The sequence below is a fragment of the Arthrobacter sp. ok909 genome (assembly GCF_900104405.1).
Lineage (GTDB): Bacteria > Actinomycetota > Actinomycetes > Actinomycetales > Micrococcaceae > Arthrobacter > Arthrobacter humicola.
The window spans coordinates 112,163-136,153 of record NZ_FNJS01000008.1 but is presented as its reverse complement, the minus strand read 5'-3'; the positions used below and the strand labels follow the sequence as shown (position 1 = coordinate 136,153).

General features: G+C 67.0%; 16 protein-coding genes. 7 read left to right on the top strand and 9 right to left on the bottom strand.

Features of this window, described 5'->3' with window-relative positions:
- The first annotated feature begins 123 nt into the window (after nt 1-123).
- Nucleotides 124-2,289, top strand: coding sequence for a primosomal protein N' (locus BLR03_RS08965; RefSeq protein WP_091251874.1), 2,166 nt, complete (start codon nt 124-126; stop codon nt 2,287-2,289).
- Nucleotides 2,290-2,303: 14 nt separating this feature from the next.
- On the opposite strand, the gene BLR03_RS08960 is transcribed toward BLR03_RS08965, so the two are convergent.
- The 4 genes from BLR03_RS08960 to BLR03_RS08945 form a co-directional block, all read right to left on the bottom strand.
- Nucleotides 2,304-3,389: a glycosyltransferase family 4 protein gene (locus BLR03_RS08960; RefSeq protein WP_091251813.1), complete on the bottom strand. Its 1,086-nt coding sequence runs from the start codon at nt 3,387-3,389 to the stop codon at nt 2,304-2,306.
- Entirely contained in the window at nt 3,386-4,312 is a 927-nt protein-coding gene (locus tag BLR03_RS08955; protein ID WP_091251812.1) for an alpha/beta fold hydrolase, read from the bottom strand. Before BLR03_RS08955 ends, BLR03_RS08960 begins: the two co-directional genes overlap by 4 nt.
- 11 nt (nt 4,313-4,323) lie before the next feature.
- Nucleotides 4,324-5,193: an aldo/keto reductase gene (locus BLR03_RS08950; protein ID WP_091251811.1), complete on the bottom strand. Its 870-nt coding sequence runs from the start codon at nt 5,191-5,193 to the stop codon at nt 4,324-4,326.
- A 106-nt stretch (nt 5,194-5,299) separates the two neighbouring features.
- Entirely contained in the window at nt 5,300-6,262 is a 963-nt protein-coding gene (locus BLR03_RS08945) for a sugar-binding transcriptional regulator (RefSeq protein WP_091251872.1), read from the bottom strand.
- 172 nt (nt 6,263-6,434) lie between these two features.
- Between BLR03_RS08945 and BLR03_RS08940 the strand changes: the two genes are divergently transcribed.
- The 3 genes from BLR03_RS08940 to glpK all read left to right on the top strand — a co-directional run bounded on the left by BLR03_RS08940 (nt 6,435) and on the right by glpK (nt 10,637).
- Entirely contained in the window at nt 6,435-8,171 is a 1,737-nt protein-coding gene (locus tag BLR03_RS08940) for a glycerol-3-phosphate dehydrogenase/oxidase (protein WP_254788324.1), read from the top strand.
- 156 nt (nt 8,172-8,327) lie between these two features.
- Nucleotides 8,328-9,080, top strand: a complete 753-nt coding sequence (locus BLR03_RS08935; RefSeq protein WP_091251809.1) for an MIP/aquaporin family protein — start codon at nt 8,328-8,330, stop codon at nt 9,078-9,080.
- Between the two features lie 42 nt (nt 9,081-9,122).
- Nucleotides 9,123-10,637: a glycerol kinase GlpK gene (gene glpK / locus BLR03_RS08930; protein WP_091251808.1), complete on the top strand. Its 1,515-nt coding sequence runs from the start codon at nt 9,123-9,125 to the stop codon at nt 10,635-10,637.
- A gap of 97 nt (nt 10,638-10,734) precedes the next feature.
- On the opposite strand, the gene BLR03_RS08925 is transcribed toward glpK, so the two are convergent.
- The 4 genes from BLR03_RS08925 to BLR03_RS08910 are packed head-to-tail and all read right to left on the bottom strand — an operon-like array spanning nt 10,735 to nt 17,962.
- Nucleotides 10,735-11,181, bottom strand: coding sequence for a hypothetical protein (locus BLR03_RS08925; protein ID WP_254788316.1), 447 nt, complete (start codon nt 11,179-11,181; stop codon nt 10,735-10,737).
- Nucleotides 11,182-11,212: 31 nt separating this feature from the next.
- Complete coding sequence (locus BLR03_RS08920; RefSeq protein ID WP_091251807.1) at nt 11,213-14,356, bottom strand: efflux RND transporter permease subunit; 3,144 nt, start codon at nt 14,354-14,356, stop codon at nt 11,213-11,215.
- Between the two features lies 1 nt (nt 14,357).
- Nucleotides 14,358-14,816, bottom strand: coding sequence for a hypothetical protein (locus tag BLR03_RS08915; RefSeq protein WP_091251806.1), 459 nt, complete (start codon nt 14,814-14,816; stop codon nt 14,358-14,360).
- Nucleotides 14,813-17,962 carry an efflux RND transporter permease subunit gene (locus BLR03_RS08910; protein WP_254788313.1) on the bottom strand — a complete coding sequence of 1,050 codons (3,150 nt, stop codon included), beginning with the start codon at nt 17,960-17,962 and terminating at the stop codon, nt 14,813-14,815. The genes BLR03_RS08915 and BLR03_RS08910 overlap by 4 nt, the downstream gene beginning before the upstream one ends.
- 894 nt (nt 17,963-18,856) lie before the next feature.
- On the opposite strand from BLR03_RS08910, the gene leuS reads away from it, so the two are divergent.
- From leuS to BLR03_RS08895, 3 genes are all read left to right on the top strand, one after another.
- On the top strand, nt 18,857-21,388 hold the full coding sequence (leuS, locus tag BLR03_RS08905) for a leucine--tRNA ligase (protein WP_091251804.1): 2,532 nt from the start codon (nt 18,857-18,859) through the stop codon (nt 21,386-21,388).
- Nucleotides 21,389-21,551: 163 nt separating this feature from the next.
- Nucleotides 21,552-22,649 carry a DegV family protein gene (locus BLR03_RS08900; protein ID WP_254788310.1) on the top strand — a complete coding sequence of 366 codons (1,098 nt, stop codon included), beginning with the start codon at nt 21,552-21,554 and terminating at the stop codon, nt 22,647-22,649.
- A 95-nt stretch (nt 22,650-22,744) separates the two neighbouring features.
- Complete coding sequence (locus BLR03_RS08895; protein ID WP_090581036.1) at nt 22,745-22,930, top strand: hypothetical protein; 186 nt, start codon at nt 22,745-22,747, stop codon at nt 22,928-22,930.
- Here BLR03_RS08895 and BLR03_RS08890 read toward each other — a convergent pair.
- Nucleotides 22,914-23,504 (bottom strand): hypothetical protein, encoded by a 591-nt coding sequence (locus BLR03_RS08890; RefSeq protein WP_091251803.1) that lies wholly within the window; start codon nt 23,502-23,504, stop codon nt 22,914-22,916. The genes BLR03_RS08895 and BLR03_RS08890 overlap by 17 nt on opposite strands.
- Between the last annotated feature and the right edge of the window lie 487 nt (nt 23,505-23,991).

The window sequence follows — 23,991 nt, the reverse complement described above, 5'->3', positions numbered from 1 at the left end:
CATGTGATCTGCTGTAGCCAGGCCGCCGTCAGGTGGCCTGGCTACAGCTGATTTGGGTACCGGGCAGTTAGTCGTTGTCTCAGTTAGCCGTTGTCGAAACGATCCGGAGGGGAGGTGCGGGCGGTGAGTCCTCAGCCTGCCGGCAGCGCGCCCGGTGAACCCCAGCAGCTGTCCCTGCTCCACGGCTTTCCCGCCTCGGCCGCGCAAGCATCCGGACCCGCGCTGGCCGCCGACCTGCCGGTGGCACGGGTACTGATCGAATCCTCCCTGCCGCACCTGGACCGGCCCTTTGATTACAGCGTGCCCGCCGCCCTCGACGCCGAAGCCCGCCCGGGCGTCCGGGTCAAGGTCAAGTTCAACGGCCAGGAACTGGCGGGATACTTGCTGGACCGCACGGCGACGTCCGACGCCGGGCACCCTCTCGTTCCGTTGTACAAGGTCATCTCACCGGTCCCGGTCCTGACACCCGCCATCGCCGGGCTCGCCGGCCGGATCGCCGCGCGGTACGCCGGAACCGTCAGCGATGTCCTGCGTGTCGCCGTGCCCCCGCGCATGGCCAAACTCGAAAAGGAATACGTCCCGGAGGGCCGGCTCGATCCTGAGCTATTCGGTCCTGACCTGTCAGGTCCTGAGCTTTCCGGGTCTGGGACCGGCGTGTCGCTGCCGTCACCCGGTGCGGGCAGCGTCTGGGCCTCCTACCGGAACGGTCCGGCGTTCCTTGCCCACCTCGGGGCGGGGGAGTCGCCCCGGGCCGTGCTGACCGCCCTGCAGGGGTATGGACCCCGCGGCTGGCCGCGGCTGGTTGCCGAAGCCGTGGCCGCGGTGCGGCTCTCCGGCCGCGGCGCCGTCGTGGTGGTTCCCGACTACCGGGACCTGGACCGGGTTGAGTCCGCCCTCCTGGAACTCCTCCCGGCCGGCGACGTCGCCCGGCTCACCGCGGATGACGGCCAGACACCGCGCTACCGCAGCTTCCTGCGCGTGCTCAGCGGCGCCGCCGGGGTAGCCGTGGGAACCCGCTCCGCGGCCTACGCCCCGGTGCACAACCTCGGGCTCGTGGTCTGCTGGGACGACGGCGACGACCTCCACATCGAGCAACGCTCCCCGTACGCGCACTCCCGCGAAGTCCTCCTGCTCCGCGCAGGCCAGGAAGGCGCCGCGTGCCTGCTCGCGGCCCATTCACGCAGCACCGAAACGGAGCGGCTGGTCGAATCCGGCTGGGCGCGGCCCGTGGAGGCGGAGCGGACGGTCATCCGGCGGACCGTGCCGCGCGTGCTGAACACGGCCGACAGCTATGAACTCGAGCACGATCCGCTGGCCCGCATCGCCCGCCTGCCGGGCGCGGCCTGGCGCACCGCCAAAGAGGGACTGGAACGCGGACCGGTCCTGGTCCAGGTGGCCCGTGCCGGCTACGCGCCGTCGCTGGTGTGCGAAACCTGCCGCGAACCGGCGCGCTGCACCGCCTGCAGCGGGCCCCTGGCGATCGCCGGTCCGGGGGGAAGCACCGCAGTGCCGCAGTGCCGCTGGTGCTCGTCGCCGGCCCCAGCCTGGCGGTGCGGCACGTGCAATGGGGTCCGGCTCCGGCGCGGCGCCACGGGCGCCCTCCGCACGGCCGAGGAACTGGGCCGGGCATTTCCGGGCAAACCGGTCATCACCTCATCCGGGGACCAGGTCAAGGCCACGGTCCCGGACACGAAGGCCCTCGTGGTGGCCACCGTCGGTGCCGAGCCGGTGGCCCCGGGCGGCTACGCCGCGGCGCTGCTGCTGGACGGCGACTCGCTGCTCCGCCGGGAAAACCTGAGGGCGGGAGAGGACGCTGTCCGCCGCTGGTTCAACGCCGCGGCCCTGGTCCGTCCGGCACCGGACGGCGGCCTCGTGGTCATTACCGCCGACGACGCCGCCGGGGTCGGTGCCCTGCTGCGCTGGGATCCTGCCGGGTACGCCGGCCGGGAACTGGCGCTGCGGCAGGAACTGCAGCTGCCGCCCGCCGTGCGGGTCGCTTCGATCACCGGGGGCCGGACCGCCGTCGGACATTTCACCGAGGCCGTGCAGGAGCGCCTTGCGGTGCACGGAACCGTCCTCCGCACGGCCGGACCCGCGCCGCTCATGCTGCCGCCCGCCGGCCGCCCGACGCCACGGGATTCCGGCGAAGAGGTCCGGACGCTACTGTTCATCCCCTACGCCCAGGCAGCCGACGTCACGGCCGTGCTGCGGGCCGTCAAGGCCGCCGCCGCGGCAAAGCGCAGCGATGATCCCGTGCAGCTGCGCCTCGACGGAGTCGACGTCCTTTAGTTGCAGTTCCCGGGCTAGCCCTTGTGCCCGTTCCGGAGTGCGACGGCCTCGGCCGCGACGGCTACAAGCCGCCGCGCGGACTCGTCCCAGCTGAAGTCCGCGGCACGCTCCACGGACCGGCGTGACCGGGCCTTCCAGAGGTCAGCGTCCTCGAGCTTGCGGACCGCCTCGGCAAACTCGGCCGGCGAGTCCGGATGCACGTAGCTGACGGCGTCATCGCCGACTTCCCGGAAGATCGGGATGTCGCTGGCGATCACCGGGGTGCCGTGCGACATCGCCTCGACCAGGGGCAGTCCGTAGCCCTCGGCCCGGGAGAGGCTGATCAGGGCCGTGGTGCGCGCCAGGAGCGCCTCATATTCGGCATCGGTCACGCCGTTGTGGAAGACGATGTTTGCACCCGCGGGTGCGAGCGCCTCGAGTTCGGCGCGCCGCTCCGGGGTGATGCGGCTGAGCAGGTGGAGGGTCATCTCCGGCAGTTCCGCCATGCCGCGGATCATGGTTTCCACGTTCTTGTAGGGCATGAACGAACCCATGTAGAGCAGCGTCTTGTCGGCCCCGGCCCCGGGGTCCCGCGGCGTGTGACCGTGCTGGGGGGCATTGCCCACAATCCTGACCGGTCGCCGGGTGAGCCGGTACTTCGCCATCAGGGCCGCGGTGGTGGAGCTGATGGTCGCCACGATATCCGCCCGGTTCAACAGGAGCCGCTGGGGCCAGAACGCCTTGTGGTACAGGCGCCACAAGACCCGGACCGGGGCCGGCAGGAACCCCGGGGGCGTGGGGTGCTCGTAGTAAATGAGGTCGTGCAGGGTCAGCACCAGGGCATACTTGCGGCCCCAGCTGCCCATGGTCTGCATGGGGCACACCACCACGTCAGCGCCCAGCTTGTTGACCCGTGCCGCCACGAAGAGCTCTGCCGGGGACAGCGGGCTGTTGATGACCGTGTACGGCACGTCCGGCAGGAGCGCGAGTTGGCGATGGTCGCTGATCAGCATCGAGACGTCAGCGATCTTGGCGGCCGCAGCGATCAGGCTGGCGCCGTAGCGGCTGATGCCGTCATGGTGGTCCAGCCGGGTGAAGCGGGCATCAATGAGAATCTTCACGCGGCGTGGTCCTTCAGGAAGCGTCGGATGTAGCGGGCGGCGGGTTCGGGGGTCTCGTAATGGATCAGGTGCCCGACGCCGGGAATGACTTCCAGCGTCACGTCCGGAAGCCGTGCGGCGAGTTTGTGCTGGTCCGGCAACATGGCGATCTCGTCTTTTTCTCCCGCGATCAGCAGCACAGGCAGCGTCAAGTGGCCGGCCACCTCCGAGACATTGCTGCCGACGGAGGCTTTGAAGGCCTGCAGCAGGCTGTCGCGGTCCGCGAAGGAGGAGAAGTAGGCGCTGTGCTGGGCGTGCACGAACCGGCGGACATCCTTGTCCCCGGTCTTGGCCATGGTCACGCTCATCACCCGCACGATCGCCTGGCTGCGCAGGAGCGCCAGCCCGAGCCGCCGGGGAAGCCGCGCCGCGGCCTCGTAGTAGAAGACCGCAAGCTTGGTCATGACGCCCTTGGGTCCTTCAAGGGCGGGCGCCGCGATGGGGTTGATCAGGATCAGTTCGGATACCGCACCGGGGTTGGCCGCCACGAAGTGGCTGGCGATGATCGACCCGAACGAATGGCCGAGCAGGACCGTGTCCGGGCCCAGGCCCAGCGCCGCCATGAATCCGCTGAGGAACCGGCCGTAGGCGTCGACGCTGTGTTCGGTGTCCTCGAAGGCCGCCGAGCCGCCGAAGCCCGGCAGGTCGGGCATGATCAGGCGCATGTCCGTCAGCTGGTCGGCGACCCGGAGCAGGCCGTGGTGGTCGCCGCGGAACCCGTGCACCACCAGGATCGTGCGGGTCCCCGGCGTGACCTGGGCGGGTTCGTAGACCCAGTAGGCAATGGAGGCGCCGTCTACCTCGACGGTCGCGGCACGGGTGCGCGCGGCGAGTCCGTTGCTGAGAAGGGGCGTGCGTGAGGACCCGGTGTCCACTTGTTCCATGGGTTCGAATCCTAGGTGACGTTGTCGGGGTGGGAGCCGGTCCGGAAGCCGCGATCGAGCGCGGCGATCTCCGTCATGTCCAGCGGGGAGAGCTCAAAGTCGAAGACCTCGTGGTTTTCACGGATCCGCCCCGACGAGCTCGCCTTGGGGATGGCAATGTTGCCCAGCTGCAGGTGCCAGCGGAGGATGACCTGCGCCGGCGTGCGGTCGTGTTCGGCGGCGAGGGCCAGGATTACCGGGTCCTTCAGGACCTGGCCGCGGCCCAGGGGGCTCCACGCCTCGGTGCGGATACCCAGGAGCTCGTGCTTTTCGCGCAGTTCTTTTTGCTGCAGCCAGGGATGCAGCTCAATCTGGTTGACGGCCGGGACCACCTCCGCGGTGTCCAGGAGCCGGTCCAGATGCTGCGGCTGGAAGTTGGAGACGCCGATTGCCCGGACTTTGCCCTCCCGGTACAGCGTTTCCAGGGCCCGGTACGTTTCCGGGAACAGGCCCCGCCGGGCGCACGGCCAATGGATCAGGTACAGGTCGATGTATTCCAGGCCGAGGTTGGAAATCGAGGTGTCGAACGCCCGCATCGTGGCGTCGTAGCCGTGGTCGTCATTCCAGACCTTGGTGGTGACGAACAGGTCCTCGCGTGACACGTACGGCGCGGTTTCCCCGGGGCTGCCGCCGGTGCCCTCAAATCCGGACAGGGCACCGATGCCGCGGCCCACACCGGTTTCGTTGCCGTACATCGCGGCTGTGTCGAAGTGGCGGTAACCGGCCTCGATGGCCATGGTCACCAGATTGGCGGCGTCGGCCGGAGGGACCTTATAGAGCCCGAATCCCAGCCGGTCGATCATCACGCCGTTATTCAGGGTCAGCCGGGGGGAGATTCTCATGACACTGACTTTACCCACTGGCGCTCCCTAGTGTCGGACCGAAGGTGCAGGCCGCCGCATCGGGTCGCCGTGCCCCGCACCCGTGCCGTGCCTGCTCCGAACCCGCTCAGGCGGGCCCGTCGAACCGGACCAGCCTGCGGGCGCTGGCCTCGTCCAGGATCAGGTCGGTGGCCAGTCCTGCCGCGAGGGCGCCCCGCAGCCCGTTGATCTTGGAGGCGCCGGACACCACGCAGATGCGCCGCCTCACCTGCCGCAGCTGGGCGAGGTCCGGGCCGGTGGAACGCTCGTTGAGCGTGATGCCGTCCGAGGACCCGTCGGCGCGGAAGAACACCGTCGCGACGTCGCCCACCACATCGGAGTTCGCGAGGACGTCCAGGTCGTCCTCATCGAGGTAGCCGCCGGCATAGACGTGGCTGGGGTAGTCGGCGTCGACCGATCCCACACCAAAGATCGCGATGCTCATCCGGGACTGCAGCTCCAGGATGCGTTGAACACTGCGCTCATTCCACATGGCCGTTTTGGTCGCCGCGTGGTCGAAGAAAGCCGGGACCGGGAACTGTTCAACCCGTGCACCGTAGGCGCTGCCGAACCGGCGCATGATGTCCGAGGCATAGGTGATGCCGGTGGTCTGCATGTTTCCGGCGCCGTTGAGCTGGACGATCACGCTGTCGTGGGTGATCTTGCGGGTCAGGTGCCGGCTCACGGCGCTGAGCGTCGACCCCCAGGCGACGCCGATGATGGCGTTCGAGTCCACCAGGGGCCCGATCGTCCGGGCGGCCTGCATGGCCACGCGGTCCAGCGTTTCCGCCTCATTGAGCGTGTCCACCACGGGAACAACGTGCACATCCACCTTGTATTCGGCGCGGATCATGCTCTCAAGTTCGGGTCCGGTGTCCAGCGGGCTGCGGATCTGGATCTGCACGAGACCCGAATCGCGGGCCGCCGAGAGCAGCCGCGACACCGTGGACCGGGACGTCCGGAGCTCCCGGGCAATCGCGTCCATGGTCAGGTCCTGCAGGTAATACAGCTGGGCCGCGCGGAGGGCGTCGGACTGGCGTGGAGGTGTCATGAAATTTCCCGTCTGCACGTTTGTGCATAGTGCTTGACTCCATTTTCCATTACTCCAAAGAATAGTGTTGAACGGCGCCGCGCCATGGGGCGCGCCGCACAGAACCAAACCCAAGGGAGCAGTTTTGGGACAGAAGGACTCAGCCCGCACACCGGCCAACGATCGCGCCTCGGTGCAGAAGCTGCGGACGCGGCGGCACGCGCAGGTTCTGATCATCGGAGGCGGCATCAACGGCGTGGGCACGTTCCGGGACCTGGCCCTCCAGGGCGTCGACGTCGCGCTCGTGGAGCGCGGCGACTACTGCCAGGGCGCCAGCGGCGCTTCCTCCCACATGATCCACGGCGGCATCCGCTACCTCGAAAACGGCGAGTTCCGCCTCGTCCAGGAGTCCGTCGTCGAACGCAACAGACTCCTGCGAATCGCACCGCACTACGTCAAGCCGCTGCAGACCACGATCCCCATCTTCAGCACCTTCTCCGGTGTCCTGGCCGCTCCGATGCGCTTCCTGACCCACAAGCAGGGCAAGCACACGGAACGTGGAGCATTCCTGATCAAGCTCGGCCTGAGCATGTATGACTTCTTCTCCCGCGACGGCGGCACGGTGCCGCGCCACCAGTTCCGCGGCCGCAAGCGCGCGCTGGCCGAGTTGCCCCGCCTGCACCCGGGGATCAAGTACGCCGCCACCTACTTCGACGCCTCGGTCCACAACCCCGAGCGCCTCACCCTCGACGTGCTCCAGGACGGCGAGAAGGCCGGCGGCGCGGACAGCCACCTGGCCCGGGCGAGCAACTACGTCTCGCTCGTCTCCATGGGCGGAAGCACCGGAAACGCCAGCGCCGGAACCGGTACCGGAACCACCGTCCAGCTGCGCGACGAGCTTAGCGGCGAGGTGTTCGACTTCACCGCCGACGTCATCGTGAACACCACGGGCGCCTGGGTCGACCTGACCAATGAGGTCATGGGGGCGGCGTCGTCCTTCATGGGCGGAACGAAGGGTTCGCACATCGTGCTGGACCACCCGGAGCTGCTGGCGGCGTGCAACGGCCGCGAAATCTTCTTCGAACACACGGACGGCCGGATCGTGCTGATCTATCCGATGGGGGACCGCGTCCTGGTCGGCACCACGGACGTCGACGCCGACATGGCCGAGGACGCCGTCTGCACCGAAGCGGAAATCGACTACTTCTTTGACCTGATCGGCCACGTCTTCCCGGACATCACGGTGGACCGGGGACAAATCGTCTACACGTTCTCCGGTGTGCGCCCGCTTCCCAAGCACGACGCCACCCAGCCGGGCTTCGTTAGCCGGGACTACCGGATCGAACGCCGTGCGGGGGCAGGCGGGGCCGTGCTGAGCCTGGTGGGCGGCAAGTGGACCACGTTCCGTGCCCTCGCCGAGCACCTGAGCAACGACGTCCTGGCCGAACTCGGTATGGAACGCAAGCTCTCGACGGCGAAGCTCGCCATCGGCGGCGGCGCCGGCTTCCCGGACAGCGAGGACGGCGTCCAACGCTGGATCAAGGCCCACATGTCCGCCGGCCGCGACGCCGCCCGCGTCACCGGACTTCTCACCCGCTACGGGACCCGCGCCGAAGAGGTCATCCGGTTCCTTGATGATGCCAACGCCGGCGAGGCGGACAGGCTGCTGCACTCCACGCGCGAGCTCAGCACCCGCGAACTGGAGTTCATGGCGGCACACGAGCAGATCGGGCACCTCGTGGACGTCCTCATCCGCCGCACGTCCCTGGCCTTCCGGGGTCTCGTGACCGGGGAACTGCTGAACGAAATTGCCGACATCCTCTCCGGCCCGCTCGGCTGGGATGCGGCACGCCGGGCCACGGAAATCAGCCACGCACAGGAGGTGCTTCAGCGGTTCCACGGCGTCCGGGTCCACAGCCTGGTCGCCTGATTCGACTTGCGTGCCCGGGCAGGGAAGCCCGGGTGCAAGCACTGCGCGGTCCGCCCCGGCGGCCGGCGCAGTGGCTGGCCGGCAGCACCAACATGCTGCCGGCCCCACGGCCTCCAAACTCGCGGAGGCCGACAACAGAAAATAGAGGAGTCAAAGATGTCTCTTGGAATAGTTTTCCTGTCCGAAGTATTCGGCACCGCAATGCTGACCCTGCTGGGTTGCGGCGTGGTGGCCAACGTTGCGCTCAAAGGCACCAAGGGCAACAACGGCGGGTTCCTGATGGTCACCTGGGGATGGGGCATTGCCGTCTTCTCCGGTGTCTACGTTGCCGCCCAGTCGGGGGCGCACCTGAACCCTGCGGTGACCTTCGGTCTGCTGCTCAACGGCAAGAAGTTGTACGCTCCCGGCGTTCCAGTCGACTTCGCCTCGACACTGACCTACTTCGGCGGTGAACTGCTCGGCGCCTTCCTGGGTGCCATCGTGATGTGGCTGGCCCACAAGCAGCACTTCGACGTCGAGCCCGAGCCCGCCAGCAAGCTGGCCGTCTTCTCCACCGGCCCGGCGATCCGCTCCAATCAGTGGAACCTCATTACCGAGATCATCGGCACCTTTGTCCTCGTGTTCGTCATCCTGACCTTCGGCGGAACGCCTTCCGGACTCGGCCCGCTGTCGGTGGCCCTTCTCGTTGTCGGCATCGGTGTCTCGCTCGGCGGGCCCACGGGCTACGCCATCAACCCCGCGCGTGACCTCGGCCCCCGCATCGCCCACGCCCTGCTCCCGATCAAGGGCAAGGGTTCCAGTGACTGGAGCTACTCCTGGATCCCCGTCGTCGGACCCCTCATCGGCGGCGGACTGGCCGGCATCGTAGCCGCAGTCGTGCCGATCATCGCCCCGGTAATCCCTCACTAATCGCCAATTCAACTGCCACGCCAAACAGACAAGGACGTCAATATGAACCAGTACGTAGTCGCCATTGACCAGGGCACCACGAGCACCCGCGCCATCGTGTTCGACCACAGCGGCAGCATTGTCTCCTCGGGCCAGATGGAGCACGAGCAGATCTTCCCGCAGGCCGGCTGGGTGGAGCACAACCCCGCAGAAATCTGGAACAACACCCGCGAGGTGATTGCCTCGGCACTGTCCAAGGCGAACCTGACCCGCCACGACATCGCCGCCGTCGGCATCACCAACCAGCGCGAAACGGCCGTTGTGTGGGACAAGACCACCGGCGAGCCGGTCTATAACGCGATCGTCTGGCAGGACACCCGCACGCAGCCGATCGTCGACGAGCTCGCCAAGGACGGCGGACCCGAACGCTTCAAGCAGAAGGTCGGCCTGCCGCTGGCGACCTACTTCTCCGGCACCAAGATCAAGTGGATCCTGGACAATGTCGAAGGCGCCCGGGCCAAGGCCGAGGCCGGCGACCTCGTCTTCGGCAACACGGACTGCTGGGTGCTGTGGAACCTCACCGGCGGGACCGACGGCGGCGTCCACGTCACCGACGTGACCAACGCCTCGCGGACCATGTTCATGGATCTGGAGACGCTGTCCTGGGACCAGGAAATCCTGGACGCGTTCGGCGTCCCGGCCTCCATGATGCCGACCATCAAGTCCTCTTCCGAGGTCTACGGCACGGTGCACACGTCCCAGCTGCTGCGTGAGGTTCCCGTGGCCGGGATCCTGGGCGACCAGCAGGCGGCCACGTTCGGCCAGGCCGCCTTCGATGCCGGTGAAGCCAAGAACACGTACGGCACGGGCTGCTTCCTGATCTTCAACACCGGCGAGGAAATCGTCCACTCGAAGAACGGGCTTCTGACCACTGTTGGTTACAAGCTGGGCGACGCCGCACCGCACTACGCGCTGGAGGGCTCCATTGCCGTCACCGGTTCGCTGATCCAGTGGCTGCGGGACAACCTCGGCATGATCAGCAGCGCCCCGGAGGTCGAGACCCTGGCCGCCTCGGTGGAAGACAACGGCGGCGTCTACATCGTGCCGGCGTTCTCGGGCCTCTTCGCGCCGTACTGGCGTTCGGACGCCCGCGGCGCCATTGTGGGCCTCACCCGTTATGTGAACCGGGCCCATATTGCCCGCGCGGCACTGGAGGCCACGGCGTTCCAGACCCGTGAGGTGTTGGACGCGGTCAACGCTGACTCCGGCGTTCCGCTGACGGAGCTGAAGGTCGACGGCGGCATGGTCGCCAACGATGCCCTCATGCAGTTCCAGGCGGACATCCTCGGGGTGCCGGTCATCCGGCCCAAGGTGGTCGAGACGACGGCGCTGGGCGCAGCCTACGCGGCCGGCCTGGCCGTCGGATTCTGGAAGGACCTGGGCGAGTGCTCGGCCAACTGGGCCGAGGACAAGCGCTGGGAGCCGCAAATGGAGCAGTCCGAGCGCGAACGCCAGATGCGCCTCTGGAAGAAGGCCGTCACCAAGTCCATGGACTGGGTTGACGCGGACGTCAAGTAGCACCACGTCCCAACCCGCCAGCCGGTCGTTCCGGCGGACACGGAAGAGCTCCGGCCAGGATTCCCCGGCCGGAGCTCTTTTGTGTCCGGACAGGGCGTTAGGGCGTCGAGACGACTGCGCGCGGTGTCGTGGCATAGACGTCCTTGCTGACCGAGTAGCCCCGGCGGTCGATCGCCAGCGCACGCGCGTAGACGCTGGCAAGCTCGGCGCTGGAGAGTTTCTTGATGGTGACCAGATCCAGGAACTCCTTATCTTCCCCGGGGGCATAGGCCTGGACGTACGCAGGCGTGTTCCGATGCGGCTCGGCCTGCATCGCGATGCCGGCCCGGGCTTTGTCGATGCCGCTGATGAATGTGCTGGGCGCGCCGGCAAGCTTGCCGTTCTCATACTCCTCCGGATACTCGACGAAGAGCCATACCGCGCCCTTCGTCGTCTGAGCGAAGAAGGCGAGCTCGGACTCCACGAGCTCACCGTTGGAGTAGTCGCGGTCCCAAATCGCGATCGTCGTGACGCCGTCGATGAATCTCTTACCTCGTGGAGTCATCCGTCTGGCCTCTCAGTGTGGGTGGTTGCTGCTATGCGGCGGGGACGGGCTCCGGCCGGCGGGGCTCGCGGTCACGTGCCGGACCCTTCTTGGCGAACCGCAAGTAGAGCGATGGAACGATGAACAGGTTGACCAGTGTCGAGGTCACCAGTCCGCCGAGGATCACCACGGCCATCGGGTGCTCGATCTCATGGCCCGGCCTGGTGCCCATCACCACGAGCGGCACGAGGGCGAGCGCGGTGGCCAGGGTGGTCATCAGGATCGGTGACAAGCGCTCGGCTGCACCCCTCAGGACCAGGTCCCGGCCGAACGGCATGCCCTCGAATTGCTCCAGGTGCTGGCAATGGTTGATGAGCAGGATGCCGTTGCGCGCGGCGATGCCCATCACGGTCAGGAACCCGACCAGCGAGCCAAGCGACAGGATTCCGCCGCCCATGTGCGCGGCGATTACCCCGCCCACCAGTGCGACCGGCAAAGTCAGGATGGCAAGCGTGGCCAGCCGCCAGCTGCGGAATGCTGCCTGGAGCAGGAGGAACACCACAATGACGGCACCGATCGCGAAGAGGAGCAGCCGTTGTGAGGCTGCCTGCCGCTCTGCGTATTCGCCCAGGATGTCCGCGCTGTAGCCGGTGGGGAACTCCACCGATTTGAGTTCGGATTCCAGTTTTTCGACGACCCTCGCGAGGTCGCCTTCCTTGACATTGGCGCTGACGTCCAGCCGCCGTGACCCTTCCGAACGCTCAATGACGTTGGGGGTGGGCTTCACCGAGATCCTGGCGACGTCGGCCACCCGGATCCGCTGTCCGCTCGGGGTGTCCAGTGGGAGGTTTTCGATGCTGGTGACGCTGGTCCGGATTTCGGGAGGACTCCAGACCTGGACGTCGTAGGCTTTGCCGTCGCGGTAGACGTCGCCGACCTCCTCCCCGGAAACCAGGGTGGCCGCGGCACGCCGGACGTCACCGGGCTTGAGCCCGTAGCGGTTGGCAGCGTCCAGGTCCACCTCGACATTCACCTGCGGCACGTTGACCTGCAGGGCAACCTTGGCCCCGAGTGCCCCGTCGATGCCGGCGAGGACCGTCTTGACCTTGTCCGCCTGCTTCTTCAGCGTGTCCAGGTCATCGCCGTAGACGCGGACGACGATCGAGTAGCCCGTGCCGGTCAGCACCTCGCGGACACGTTCCTTGAGGTAGGTCTGGACGTCCCGGTGGATGCCCGGATAGCCGTCCACGATCTGCTGGATGGAGGCCAGGGTTTTGTCGTAGTCGACCGAGGGGTCAACGCTGATCCAGTTCTCACCGAAGTTGACGCCCACCACCTCGTCGGCCGCGAACGCCTGACCGATATGGGACCCGCAGTTGTTGACGCCCGGAACGGTCATCAGCTCCTTGCAGGCCAGTTGGCTCACGCGCACTTCTTCGGCATTGGAGGTGCCGGGCTGCGTGACCCAGTGCATGAGGAAGTCGCGCTCCTTGAATGACGGCAGCAGCGACTGGCCCAACAGCGGGGCCGCGATGATGCCCACGACGCCGAACGCTGCCACGGCGAGGTAGCCGGGGAGCGGCCGCCGCACAATGGGCCGGAGTGCGGCACCGTACCAGCGTTTGAGGACCCGGACCACCGGCGGATCCCGGTCTTCCAGCTTGGCATTGCGCAGGAAGATGTACGCCATGGCGGGCGTGACCGTGAGGGCCACCAGCATGGACGCCATCACGGCCAGGGTGTAGGAGATGGCCAGGGGCCGGAAGAACGCGCCTGTCAGTCCGTCCAGGAAGAAGATCGGCACGGTGGCTGCGACGATGATCAATGTGGCGTAGACGATGGGGCCACGAACCTCCAGGGAGGCATTGACCACCACGCGGGCGGTGCTTTCGGTTCCGCCGCTGGCTCGGTGGTGCCGCAAGCGCCGGACGATGTTTTCGACGTCGATGATGGCGTCGTCCACCACCACCCCGACGGCGATCACCAGCCCGGCCAGCACCATGGTGTTGATCGTTCCTCCGGTCCAGTAGAGCACCAGGGCGGCGGCTGTTAGGGACAACGGGATGGCCATGACGCTGATCAGCGCGGTCCGCCATTGGAACAGGAATACGCTCAGCACCAGGACCACCAGGAAGCAGCCCAGCAGGAGAGCGAGGCCCAGGTTGCCGAGAGACTCCTCGATGAATGAGGCGGGCCGGAACAAGGTGGTGTCGACTGCGATCCCGGTCAGGCCGGGCTGCAGTTCCTTGAGGGCCTCCTCAACCCCGCGCGTGACTTCGAGCGTGTTGCCCCACGGCAGCTTTTCGACAATCAGCATGAGGCCGGGGCCGCCATTGATCACCGCGTCACCGATCAGCTGCTGGTGGTCCTCCACGACGTTCGCCACGTCGGCGAGCCGCAACGGCGGCAGCCCTTCACGCTCCTCCAGCGCCACCTGGGCAAGGTCCGCCGGAGACGTGATGGGCTGGACGTGCCTGATGCCCATGCTTTGGTTCGGCGTTTCTAGCGCCCCTCCGGTGCCGATCAGGGCGCCGGGGGAATACTTGAGCAGGCCGGCGTCCAGGGCATCGGACGTGGAGTTCATGACGTTCTCCAGCGTGACGTCGTTGGCAGCCAGTTTGGCCGGATCTACCTGGACCTGCAGCATCTGAAGGCGTTCGCCCCAGATCGCCACGTTCGCGACTCCCGGCACCCGGAGCAGGTGCGCCCTGATGTTCCAGTAGGAAATCATGGACATCTCGATCAACGATCGGGTATCGGAGGAGAGCCCGATCTTCATGACGCGGCTGGTGGAGGACAACGGCTGGAGCATCAGCGGCGGTGCCGCCCAGGTGGGCAGGGTCGGAATGACGGTTGCCATCCGCTCGGACACCAGCTGCCGGGCAGTGAGCAGATCGGTTCCGGGCTTGAACTCCAGCACAATAGCGGACAGCTGTGACACCGACTTCGACCGCATCTGGTCCAAACCGTCAATGCCATTGAAGGCCTCCTCCATCGGAACCGTTACCAGTTCCTCAACTTCGGAGGCGGTGAGCCCCAGACACGCCGTCTGGACCTCGACACGGGGCGGCGCAAACTCCGGGAAGACATCCACCGAAGCACTGCTGAGCTGCGCGCCGCCCACGATCATGAGGGCGGCGGCCATCGCAATGATGATCGACCGGAACCTCAGGCTCGCAGCGACAATCCGGCGCATGTCAATGGGCCGTATCGAACTCGGCGCCGAACAGTTCAGCCGCGCCGACGGTCACGACGGCGGTGCCGACCGCGGGGCCCGCCGAGGCGGTAACCACTCCGGACGCCACCTTGGCCACCGTGACCGGTTCGCGCTGGTAGACCCGCGGAGCCGGGTTGGTGTACACCCAGGTCTTGCCGCTGGCGTCGTAGAGCAGGGCCGCGTAGGGCAGCAGGAAGGCCGTCCCCGTGCCGGCTTTGACGGTATCGGTCTTCAGATCCAGGCGCTCGATTCCCTTTTCGGTCAAGGTCAGTTTCGCGATGCCGGTGGCGGCATTCTTCTCCACCTTGGCGGGTTCGTTGGCAGCGACGGCGGGGGGCGTTGCCGCCGTCGGCTGGGCGCACGAGGGTAACGCGAACAGAAGGGCTGCGCAGAGAGCGGCCGCCAGGGGCAGGCGCCGCAGGGGCTGTTGGCTGGTCATTTTGCTTCCACCTTTTCCTGCATAACGGGCTGGACGGGAACTTCGGCTTCGTAGACTTCCGCCCATTCTTCGGGGGCGGACCTGGGCCCGAACCAGAGTTCGAGCAGGGGGAGCACGAAGATCCCGATGAGGGTTGTAGTGATGAGTCCGCCGACAATGATCAGGGTCATCGGCCCGAGGAGGGCCCCGCCCACGGCGCCGCCGAAGAGTCCCGGCGGGATGAGGATCGCCACCGTGATCAGGGCGGATTTCAGGATGGGGGATACCCGGTCCCGCGCTGCCATCAAGACGGCTTCTTCACGGGATTCCTGCGGGGCAGCCCGCCACAGCTCATCTGTACGGGCCGAGAGCAATGCCGCGTTGCGGCCGGCGACGGCCAGCAGCACCGCAAAAGCGGTGAGCGACAGCTGGGTGATTGCGTCGCCCGCGATCCACGCCGCTATGGCGGCTCCGGCCAGCGCGGCCGGCAGGGACAGGAAGACGGCGAGGGCCAGCCTCCAGCTCCGCACGGCTGTTTGGAGCAGGAGCAGGATGGCAATGAGGGCTGCCGCGCCGATCCACAGCACCAGGGAGTCTCCGGCCAGTTGTTCACTGTATCTAGTGGGGATTTCGGCGTGGTATTCCAGCGGGAACTGGATCTGCGAGATCGCCGTGTTGATGTCGCGCTGGATATCCGCCAGCGGCCGCCCGCTGACGTCGGCAACGACGTCGATCCTCCGCGAGGTGTCATCGTGCATGATCACGACTTCGTTGGGTACGAGCCGGACTTCGGCGATCTGGCCCAGCTGGACCTGGCCGCCGCTTGGCGTGTCGAGCATCAGTTCGCGGATGCTGGTCAGGTCGTCCCTGACGTCCACCGCGCCGCGCACTACCACTTCAAATACCTTTTGCTGTTCGAAGAGGTTGCCGACCACAATGCCCTGCATCAGGGCCGCGGCGGCGCGCCGCGCATCGCCGGGTTTGATGCCGACTTTCTGCGCCTCGGCGAGGTTGACCTCGACTTCGACGATGGGCGTCATGGCGCCGGCGTTGATGGTCGGGTTCTGCACTCCGTCAACCGTCTCAAGGGCCTTGCGGACCTCTTCGGCCTTTTCGCGCAGGACCGACATGTCGGTGCCGTAGACGCGGACGGCGAATCCCGGATCCATGCTGCTCCGCTGTTCACCGATCTTCTGCTGGGAGTAGTTCACGACGTTGTGGGCGATGCCCGGGTAGCCTTGGACGACGTCGCGGACAGTTTTTTCCGTCTCGGTGAAGTTGGCGTCCGGCGTGAGGGACACCCAGAGTTCCGCGGAGCTGTTACCCACCACTTGGTCGGAGGAAATGGCGCGGCCGATATGTCCGCCGACTCCCGAAACGCCGGGCAGTGCCCGCAGCTCTTCGGACGCCTTCGACGCCACCCTGCGGACTTCGTCGTTCGACGTGCCCGCCATGGAGTCCCACTGCACCAGGAGCGTCCGGTCCGGAATGGTCGGAACGACCGCACGGGTTCCGACCAGCTGGGATGCGGCGGCGAGTCCGAGCAGGCCAACGACGGAGACAGCAACGATGCCGAGCGCGGTACGGGAACGCGCGCCCTCGAGCGCCCGGTCATAGTAGGACTTAGCCCGTGCAACGGTGGGCGAAACAGGCCGCGGGGCCGTCTCGCTGGGCAGCAGGAGATACGCCAGGACAGGTGTCACGGACAAGCCCACCAGCATTGAGACGGCAAGCGTCAGCGCCATGGACCAGAACAGCGGCTGGAAGAACGCGCCGCCGACTCCCGTAACGAACAGCGTCGGCACGAGCGCCATGGCCATGATGAGGGACCCGTGGAACGACGGGGTGCGGACGCTGCGGACCAGCTGCACCATGCGGAACCTGAGGGTGGCTTCTGTCTCGGGACCCGTGGCCCGCAGGGGCCGGCGCCGCTGCGCCTGAACATCCTCCACAATGTCTCCCACGATCACGGACACCCCCAGCAGGATGCCGGCGAGTATCGAGATGTTCAGTGTGGCGTCAAGCAGGTACAGGACCGCCCCGGCCGCCATGACGGTAGTCGTGATCGCCACAAGGGCGATCACCGCGACGCGCCAGGAGCGGAAGAGCAGCCAGAAGAGCAGGACGGCGATCAGGAGGCTCACGAGCAGTGCCATGCCAAGACCGTCCACTGCATCCTGCAGGAACGAGGCAGGTCGGAAGACGGACGTATCCATCTGGATTCCGGAAAGGCCCGGCTGCATGTCGTTTAGGGCAGCCTCGATATCCCTGGTGACCTGCAGCGCACTGGTTCCGGGGAACTTCTCCACCACCAGCAGCAGTCCTGCATCCTGTCCGACGACGGCATCGCCGATCAGCGGCTGGTGGTCCTCCTTGACCTGGGAAATCTCACCCAGGAGCATGGGAGAGCCGGCGTCTTCGACGCTGACTTTGGCGAGGTCTGCGGGCGTCCGGATGGGCAGGACGTGCTGAATGCCCAGACGTTGGCTTGGCGACTCCACGAACCCGCCCGTGCCGGGGGTTGAAGCCTCAAGGAAGCTCAGCGGAGACACCCAGACGGCGTTGCCCGTGGTTTTGATGACCTGCTCGAGCGTGATGCCATTGTCACGGAGCTGCGTGGGGGTGACTTCGACCTGGAGCTGCTGTTCGCGCTGACCCCAGATGGACACGTTGGCGACACCGGGGATGCCGATCAGCCGCGGCTTGATCTTCCACCGGGCCAGGACGGACATTTCGATGCCTGAGAGCTGCTGGGAGGTCATCCGGACCATGAGCACGCGGCTGGTTGACGACATCGGCTGCATAATCAGCGGCGGCGCCGAGACGTTTGGCAGCGCGTGGGCCTGGGTCATGCGCTCGGCCACGAGTTGGCGCGCGCGCAGAAGGTCGGTGCCCGGCTCGAACACGAGCTCGATCGAGGACAGGCCGGGGACTGACTTGGACCGGATTTCATCAAGCCAGGCCACCCCGTTGAGAAGGTCGGCTTCCATGGGAGAGGTGATGAGCTGCTCGACCTCGGCGGCGGACAGGCCCAGGGCCTCGGTCTGGATCTCGACGTGCGCGGGCGCGAACTCGGGCATGCTGTCGACGGCGATATGCGGGATGTTCACCACCCCGAAGGCAATGAGTCCCGCCGCCACGGCGAGGACCAGGATGCGGAACTGCATACTGAAACGGGTAATCCAGCTGAACATGGCTAGGCCTGTTCCAGGGGGCCGCCGCGGTACCGGCGGCCACTGTGGGTTTTTGCTGGTGGCATGGATGTAGTGCGCAAGTGACTCATGACAGGCTCCTCAACCCGAGACCATGTGCGAATCCCCCCGATGAGATCCCAAGTGCTGATCTATCTCGAATGGTGTTCCCCTTTGAAGTGTTTGGCAAGGAGAAATTGTGGGGCTGCATAGTGCGTATTCACGGGCCATTCCCAGCTAGGAGGCATATAATACGGTTTTTTGTTGAAGACCACTCGGAAAGAGCCGAAAACCGCCGCCTGCCACCCGGGTGATGCCGACATTTCTGCTTGTTTTTCCTTTGGTCGCTGCCAAGTTTTCCGTTTCCACTACTCGCCAGCGACCACTTTGGGCTCACCGTAAGTACCGCGGGTCCGCGGGGAAGGCATTTATAACAATTTCGGGCACATTCGCCCGCACGGCGGGCTGCCGGTCCGTGCGCCTGCGACTCCCGGGCCGCCTCGGGCTGTCGTTTCAGCGCGAACCAGCCCGAGGGGCTAAAGTGGTCCTATGCGCGCTGTGCTCCTGCTTAGTTAGCCGCCCGGCATCCCGACGAGACCTCGATCCCGAAGAGACCTCGGATTGCCGAGCGGCGGCCCCTCCATGTCGAGGGGCTTTTGTGTGTCCGGGCTTCGTTCCGGACCGCAGGGCAACGCGGAAACGGCAGGAAGTGCCGCGCACGGGCAGCAAGGAGCCAGGGCCGGGCAACCGGCTTTGACAGCGCCGACTTGAAGACAGTGCAGACTTGAAAGTAAACAGGCCTGGCGGCAGGCAGGCCTGACGGTACACAGGCTTGAGTTAACAGGCCGCATAGAACAGAAGAGGCCAGCAGTGAGCGTTCAGCCGGAAACACAGACCGGATCACCAGCAGCCGCGGCGGAGGGGCCCGAGGAAGGTGCCTACAGTTTCGCGGCGATGGAAGCCAAATGGCCGCAGGTCTGGGAAGACCTGAAGGTCTTCACGCCGCTCGACGACGGTTCAAAGGAACGCCGCTACGTGCTGGACATGTTCCCGTACCCGTCCGGCGACCTTCACATGGGCCACGCCGAGGCATTCGCGATGGGCGACGTGGTCGCCCGGTACCTCCGCCAGCAAGGCTACGACGTGCTGCACCCGATCGGCTGGGACTCCTTCGGCCTGCCGGCGGAGAACGCCGCCATCAAGCGCAACGCGCACCCCAGCGAGTGGACCTACACCAACATCGACACCCAGGCGGCGTCCTTCAAGCGTTATGCCATCTCCGCGGACTGGTCCCGCCGGCTGCACACCTCCGACCCGGAGTACTACCGCTGGACCCAGTGGCTGTTCAAGCGCTTCTACGAGCGCGGTCTGGCATACCGCAAGGATTCGCCCGTCAACTGGTGCCCCAAGGACCAGACAGTGCTGGCCAACGAGCAGGTGGTCAACGGGGCCTGCGAACGGTGCGGCACCGCCGTGACGAAGAAGTCCCTGAACCAGTGGTACTTCAAGATCACAGACTACGCGGACCGGCTGCTCGATGACATGGACGAACTGCGCGGGCACTGGCCCGAGCGGGTCCTCGCCATGCAGAAGAACTGGATCGGCCGCTCCGAGGGCGCCCACGTCAACTTTGTGATCGAAGCCGATGGCGGCAAGGCCGCCAAGGATGTCACCGTCTTCACCACGCGCCCGGACACCCTCTACGGCGCCACGTTCTTCGTCGTCGCCGCCGACGCGCCGCTCGCCGTCGAGCTGGTGACCGACGAGCACGCCGCGGCCCTGGACGCATACCGGGAACAGGTCAAGGCACTGTCCGAGATCGAGCGCCAGTCCACCGAACGCGAGAAGACCGGAGTGTTTACCGGCCGCTATGCGGTCAACCCGCTCAATGGCGAGAAGCTGCCCGTCTGGGCCGCGGACTACGTCCTGGCCGACTACGGCACGGGCGCGATCATGGCCGTCCCGGCCCATGACCAGCGCGACCTCGACTTCGCCAAAACCTTTGACCTGCCCGTCCGGGCCGTGCTGGACACCGGCGAGGAAGACCCGGCAGTCTCCGGCACGGCAACCGCCGGCGAAGGCACCCTCATCAACTCCGGCGCGCTGGACGGGCTGGCGAAGGCCGAGGCCATCCCGGCCGCCATCGCGATCCTGGAGCAGCAGGGCACCGGCGAGAAGTTCGTGAACTTCCGTCTGCGTGACTGGCTGCTCAGCCGGCAGCGGTTCTGGGGCACCCCGATCCCCATCATCCACTGCCCGGCCTGCGGCGAGGTCCCCGTCCCGGACGACCAGCTCCCCGTGACCCTGCCGGCGGACCTGCGCGGCGAGGACTTGTCCCCGAAGGGCACGTCCCCGCTGGCCGCCGCCGAGGCCTGGGTCAATGTCGAGTGCCCCGCGTGTCACGGCCCGGCCAAGCGCGACACAGACACCATGGACACCTTTGTGGATTCGTCCTGGTACTTCCTGCGCTTCGTCTCCCCGCAATTCACCGAGGGCCCGTTCGATCCCGCCAAGATCAACGACTGGATGCCGGTGGGACAGTATGTCGGCGGTGTTGAGCACGCCATCCTGCACCTGCTCTACGCACGGTTCTTCACCAAAGTCATCCACGACCTCGGCATGATCGACGCCGACGAGCCTTTCCGTGCGCTGCTGAACCAGGGGCAGGTGCTCAACGGCGGCAAGGCCATGAGCAAGTCGCTGGGCAACGGCGTCGACCTCGGCGAACAGCTGGACAAGTATGGCGTGGACGCCGTCCGCCTGACCATGATCTTCGCCTCCCCGCCGGAGGACGACGTCGACTGGGCGGATGTCTCGCCGTCCGGGTCCGCGAAATTCCTGGCCCGCGCCTGGCGGCTCGGCCAGGACGTGACGAGCGAACCCGGCGTCGACTTCGCCACCGGTGACCGTGCCCTGCGCACCATCACCCACCGCACCATCGCCGACGCGCAGGCCCTGCTGGATCACAACAAGTTCAACGTGGTCGTCGCCAAGCTCATGGAACTGGTCAATGCGACCCGCAAAACCATAGATTCAGCCACCGGTGCTGGCGGGGCGGACCCTGCGGTCCGCGAAGCCGTCGAAGCCGTCGCCGTCATCCTGAGCCTGTTTGCGCCGTACACCGCCGAGGACCTGTGGAACGTCCTGGGGCACCCGGCGTCGGTCGCCAACGCGGGATGGCCCACGCACGATGACGCATTGCTCGTGGAGGACACGGTCACCGCCGTCGTCCAGGTGCAAGGCAAGGTGCGGGACCGCCTTGAGGTTTCCCCGGACATCTCGGAGGGCGACCTGCGCGAACTGGCGCTGGCCTCGGAAAACGTTCAGCGGGCCCTCGACGGCCGGGCCCTCCGCACGGTGATCGTGCGGGCGCCTAAACTGGTCAACGTCGTCCCGGCCTAGCCGGACGTAGCAGCCAGACGCACGAGCCTGACACTGGCCGCCGGCAGATGCCGGCGGCCAGTGGCGCCAAGGCCCGTGGTGCCAACGCGGCGGCACGGACCCCGTGGCCGCAGGTCCACTCCGAACGATCCAGTCCAGGCGTCCCGACAGCAGGAGGTCCCCGGTGCCAGAGCGCGAATCAGGCTGGCCATGGTTGCGCGAGCGGCTCGTCCGGCGCCGGCCGGGCCACCGGGCCGGCGTCGCCCCCGAAGCCGTACCGGACGCCGCCGTGCAGGTTGCCGTGGTCACGGACTCTGCCGCCGCGCTGCCCGCCGACTGGGTCCGGGAGTTCAGCGCCGACGGCCGGCTCACGGTGGTGCCGATGCCCGTCATGGTGGGCGCCGAAATCTACGGCGAAGGCGAGGACGACATCGCCGAGACGATCGCCGTGGCCCTGGCCAGCGGAAAGCCCGTCAAGACCTCGCGTCCTTCGCCCGGCCAGTTTGAACACGCCTATCGGGCGGCCGGCGGGCGTGGCTTCCAGTCCGTGGTTTCGATCCATATTTCCGGTGACCTGTCCGGGACCGCCGACGCAGCACGGCTGGCAGCCGAACGGGTCGGCATCCCGGTGGAGGTCATCGACTCGCGGACCGTCGGCATGGCGCAGGGGATGGGCGTTCAGGGCGCCGTTGTCGCGGCGGCCGAGGGCAGGAACGCGGCCGAGGTGAAGGCCTTCGCGCAGGACCGGCTGGACCGCACCAAAGTGTACTTCTACGTTCCGAGCCTGGAACAGCTGCGCCGCGGCGGCCGGATCGGGGCGGCCGCCTCGCTCTGGGGGACCATGCTCTCCATCAAACCCATCCTTGCCGTTGACAACGGCCGGATCATTCCGCTGGAAAAGGTCCGGTCCGCGGCGAAGGCCATTGCGCGGCTGGAAGAAATTGTTGCCGCGGATGCCTCCGCCCGCCCGGCCGGGCAGGCGCGGCTGGCCGTGCATCACTTCGGCAATCAGGCCCAGGCCGAGGAGCTTGCCAGGCGCCTGGCGGCAGCGTTGCCGGCCTGCCCGCCGGCCCAGATCAGCGCCCTCCCCGCCGTCCTGGCTGCCCACGCAGGGCTCGGCGTGCTGGCAGTGATCGTGGGAGAGGGCAGTACCCCCGGCACCTGGGAAGCGGGCGCGGACGGCGGCAGCGAGTCCGCGGGTGAGGGTGCGAACACGGGCGGCGTCCGTCAGGACGCCAGGGAACCGGGCACCGGCAGGGCCGCCGCTGAAACTGGCGACTAACGCCTGCTCCTCTGCTAAGGACAGAGGACACTGGCCGGGAAAGTGCGCTGGCGGTAAAGTCACTGCACCGAACCCCAGCGCAACCGGAGGCCGTCATGGCAATGCAGGTGCACCACGTAGCCCAGTTCGATCGCGACGTCGCCGAGGAGGTGACGAAGTGGCTGAAATACCTCAAGGGCCAAGTCACCAGTGTCCAGTTCCTCACCACCACCGTTCCGGACCCCAAGGCCGCCGACAAGTGGCGGGTGCAGTACGAGGCTTACATCACCTACCAGCAGTGACTTCCGGCTGGTAGCTGCCCCTCACGGGGTTGGCCGGGGCGTGTGCAGGGAGGTCGCCAGGGACGTCGGCCGCGGCGTCGCTCGTGAGGTTGGTTCCGGCGTCGGATCCGGTGTCGGCTCCGACGTCGGTTGTGATGTCGGTTGTGTCGTCGGCGCCTGCGTCGGTTGTGGCGTCGGCGGTGTGGTCGGCTGGGACGTTGGTTCCGCAGTCGGTTCCGGTGCCGGTGGTGTGGTCGGCACGGTTGGAGGCTGTGTGCTTGGCCGGGACGTCGGCGGGGGTGCCGGTTCCGGAGCCAGCGGCTGTGCGGGCTGTGCGGGCTGCGCGGGTGTCAGCGACGCCGGCAGCGACGCCTGTTGTGAGGCAGAGTGTGCCGGTGGCTGAGGGGCCGGTTGCGAGGCCGGCGGCGGGGTGGGCTGCGACGTCGGTTGAGGGGCCGGCTGCGAGGTTGGCCCCGGCGTCGGCTGGGGGGCCGGCTGCGCGGTTGGCTGTGGGGTCGGTGGTGAGGCCCTCGGAGGCGTCGGCTGATTCGGCCCGATGGTGTAGTTGGGCTGCGGGCCCGAGCCGTTGACCCACAGGGCCGCGGTCACCCTTCGGGCGTCGCCCGGCTCCAGCCACCAGAGCACCTGGACATTGCAGTGATAGACAACCGTGACGTTCGCGACGGCGCCCTGCGGCGGAACCGAGCGGATGGACGTGGCCGCTGTTTGCGTGGTCCAGATGAAATTCTGGTCGGCAGACATTCCCGCGGTGCCGTCAACCGTCACGTGTGCTATGCCGTACAGGCCGTGCTGCGGGCAGTAACTGCCGTCAACCGCGAAGTTGACCACCTGGGTCGAGGTAGCTTGCGTTGTATCTGCCGTCGCAGGAGGTGCCAGCACTGCTGCGACGCCAAGAGCCGCGACCGACGCAGGCCCGGACAACCACTTCATTGCACACCAGCTTTCGACGTCTGGCGGACACAGCCAGACGATCACGATTGCCCCCAGCCGGCAAGGTTTCTCGATGAGGATCCAGACGTTACCACCGGGTTCGGGCGGGCACCAGCGTAGGGAATACTTGC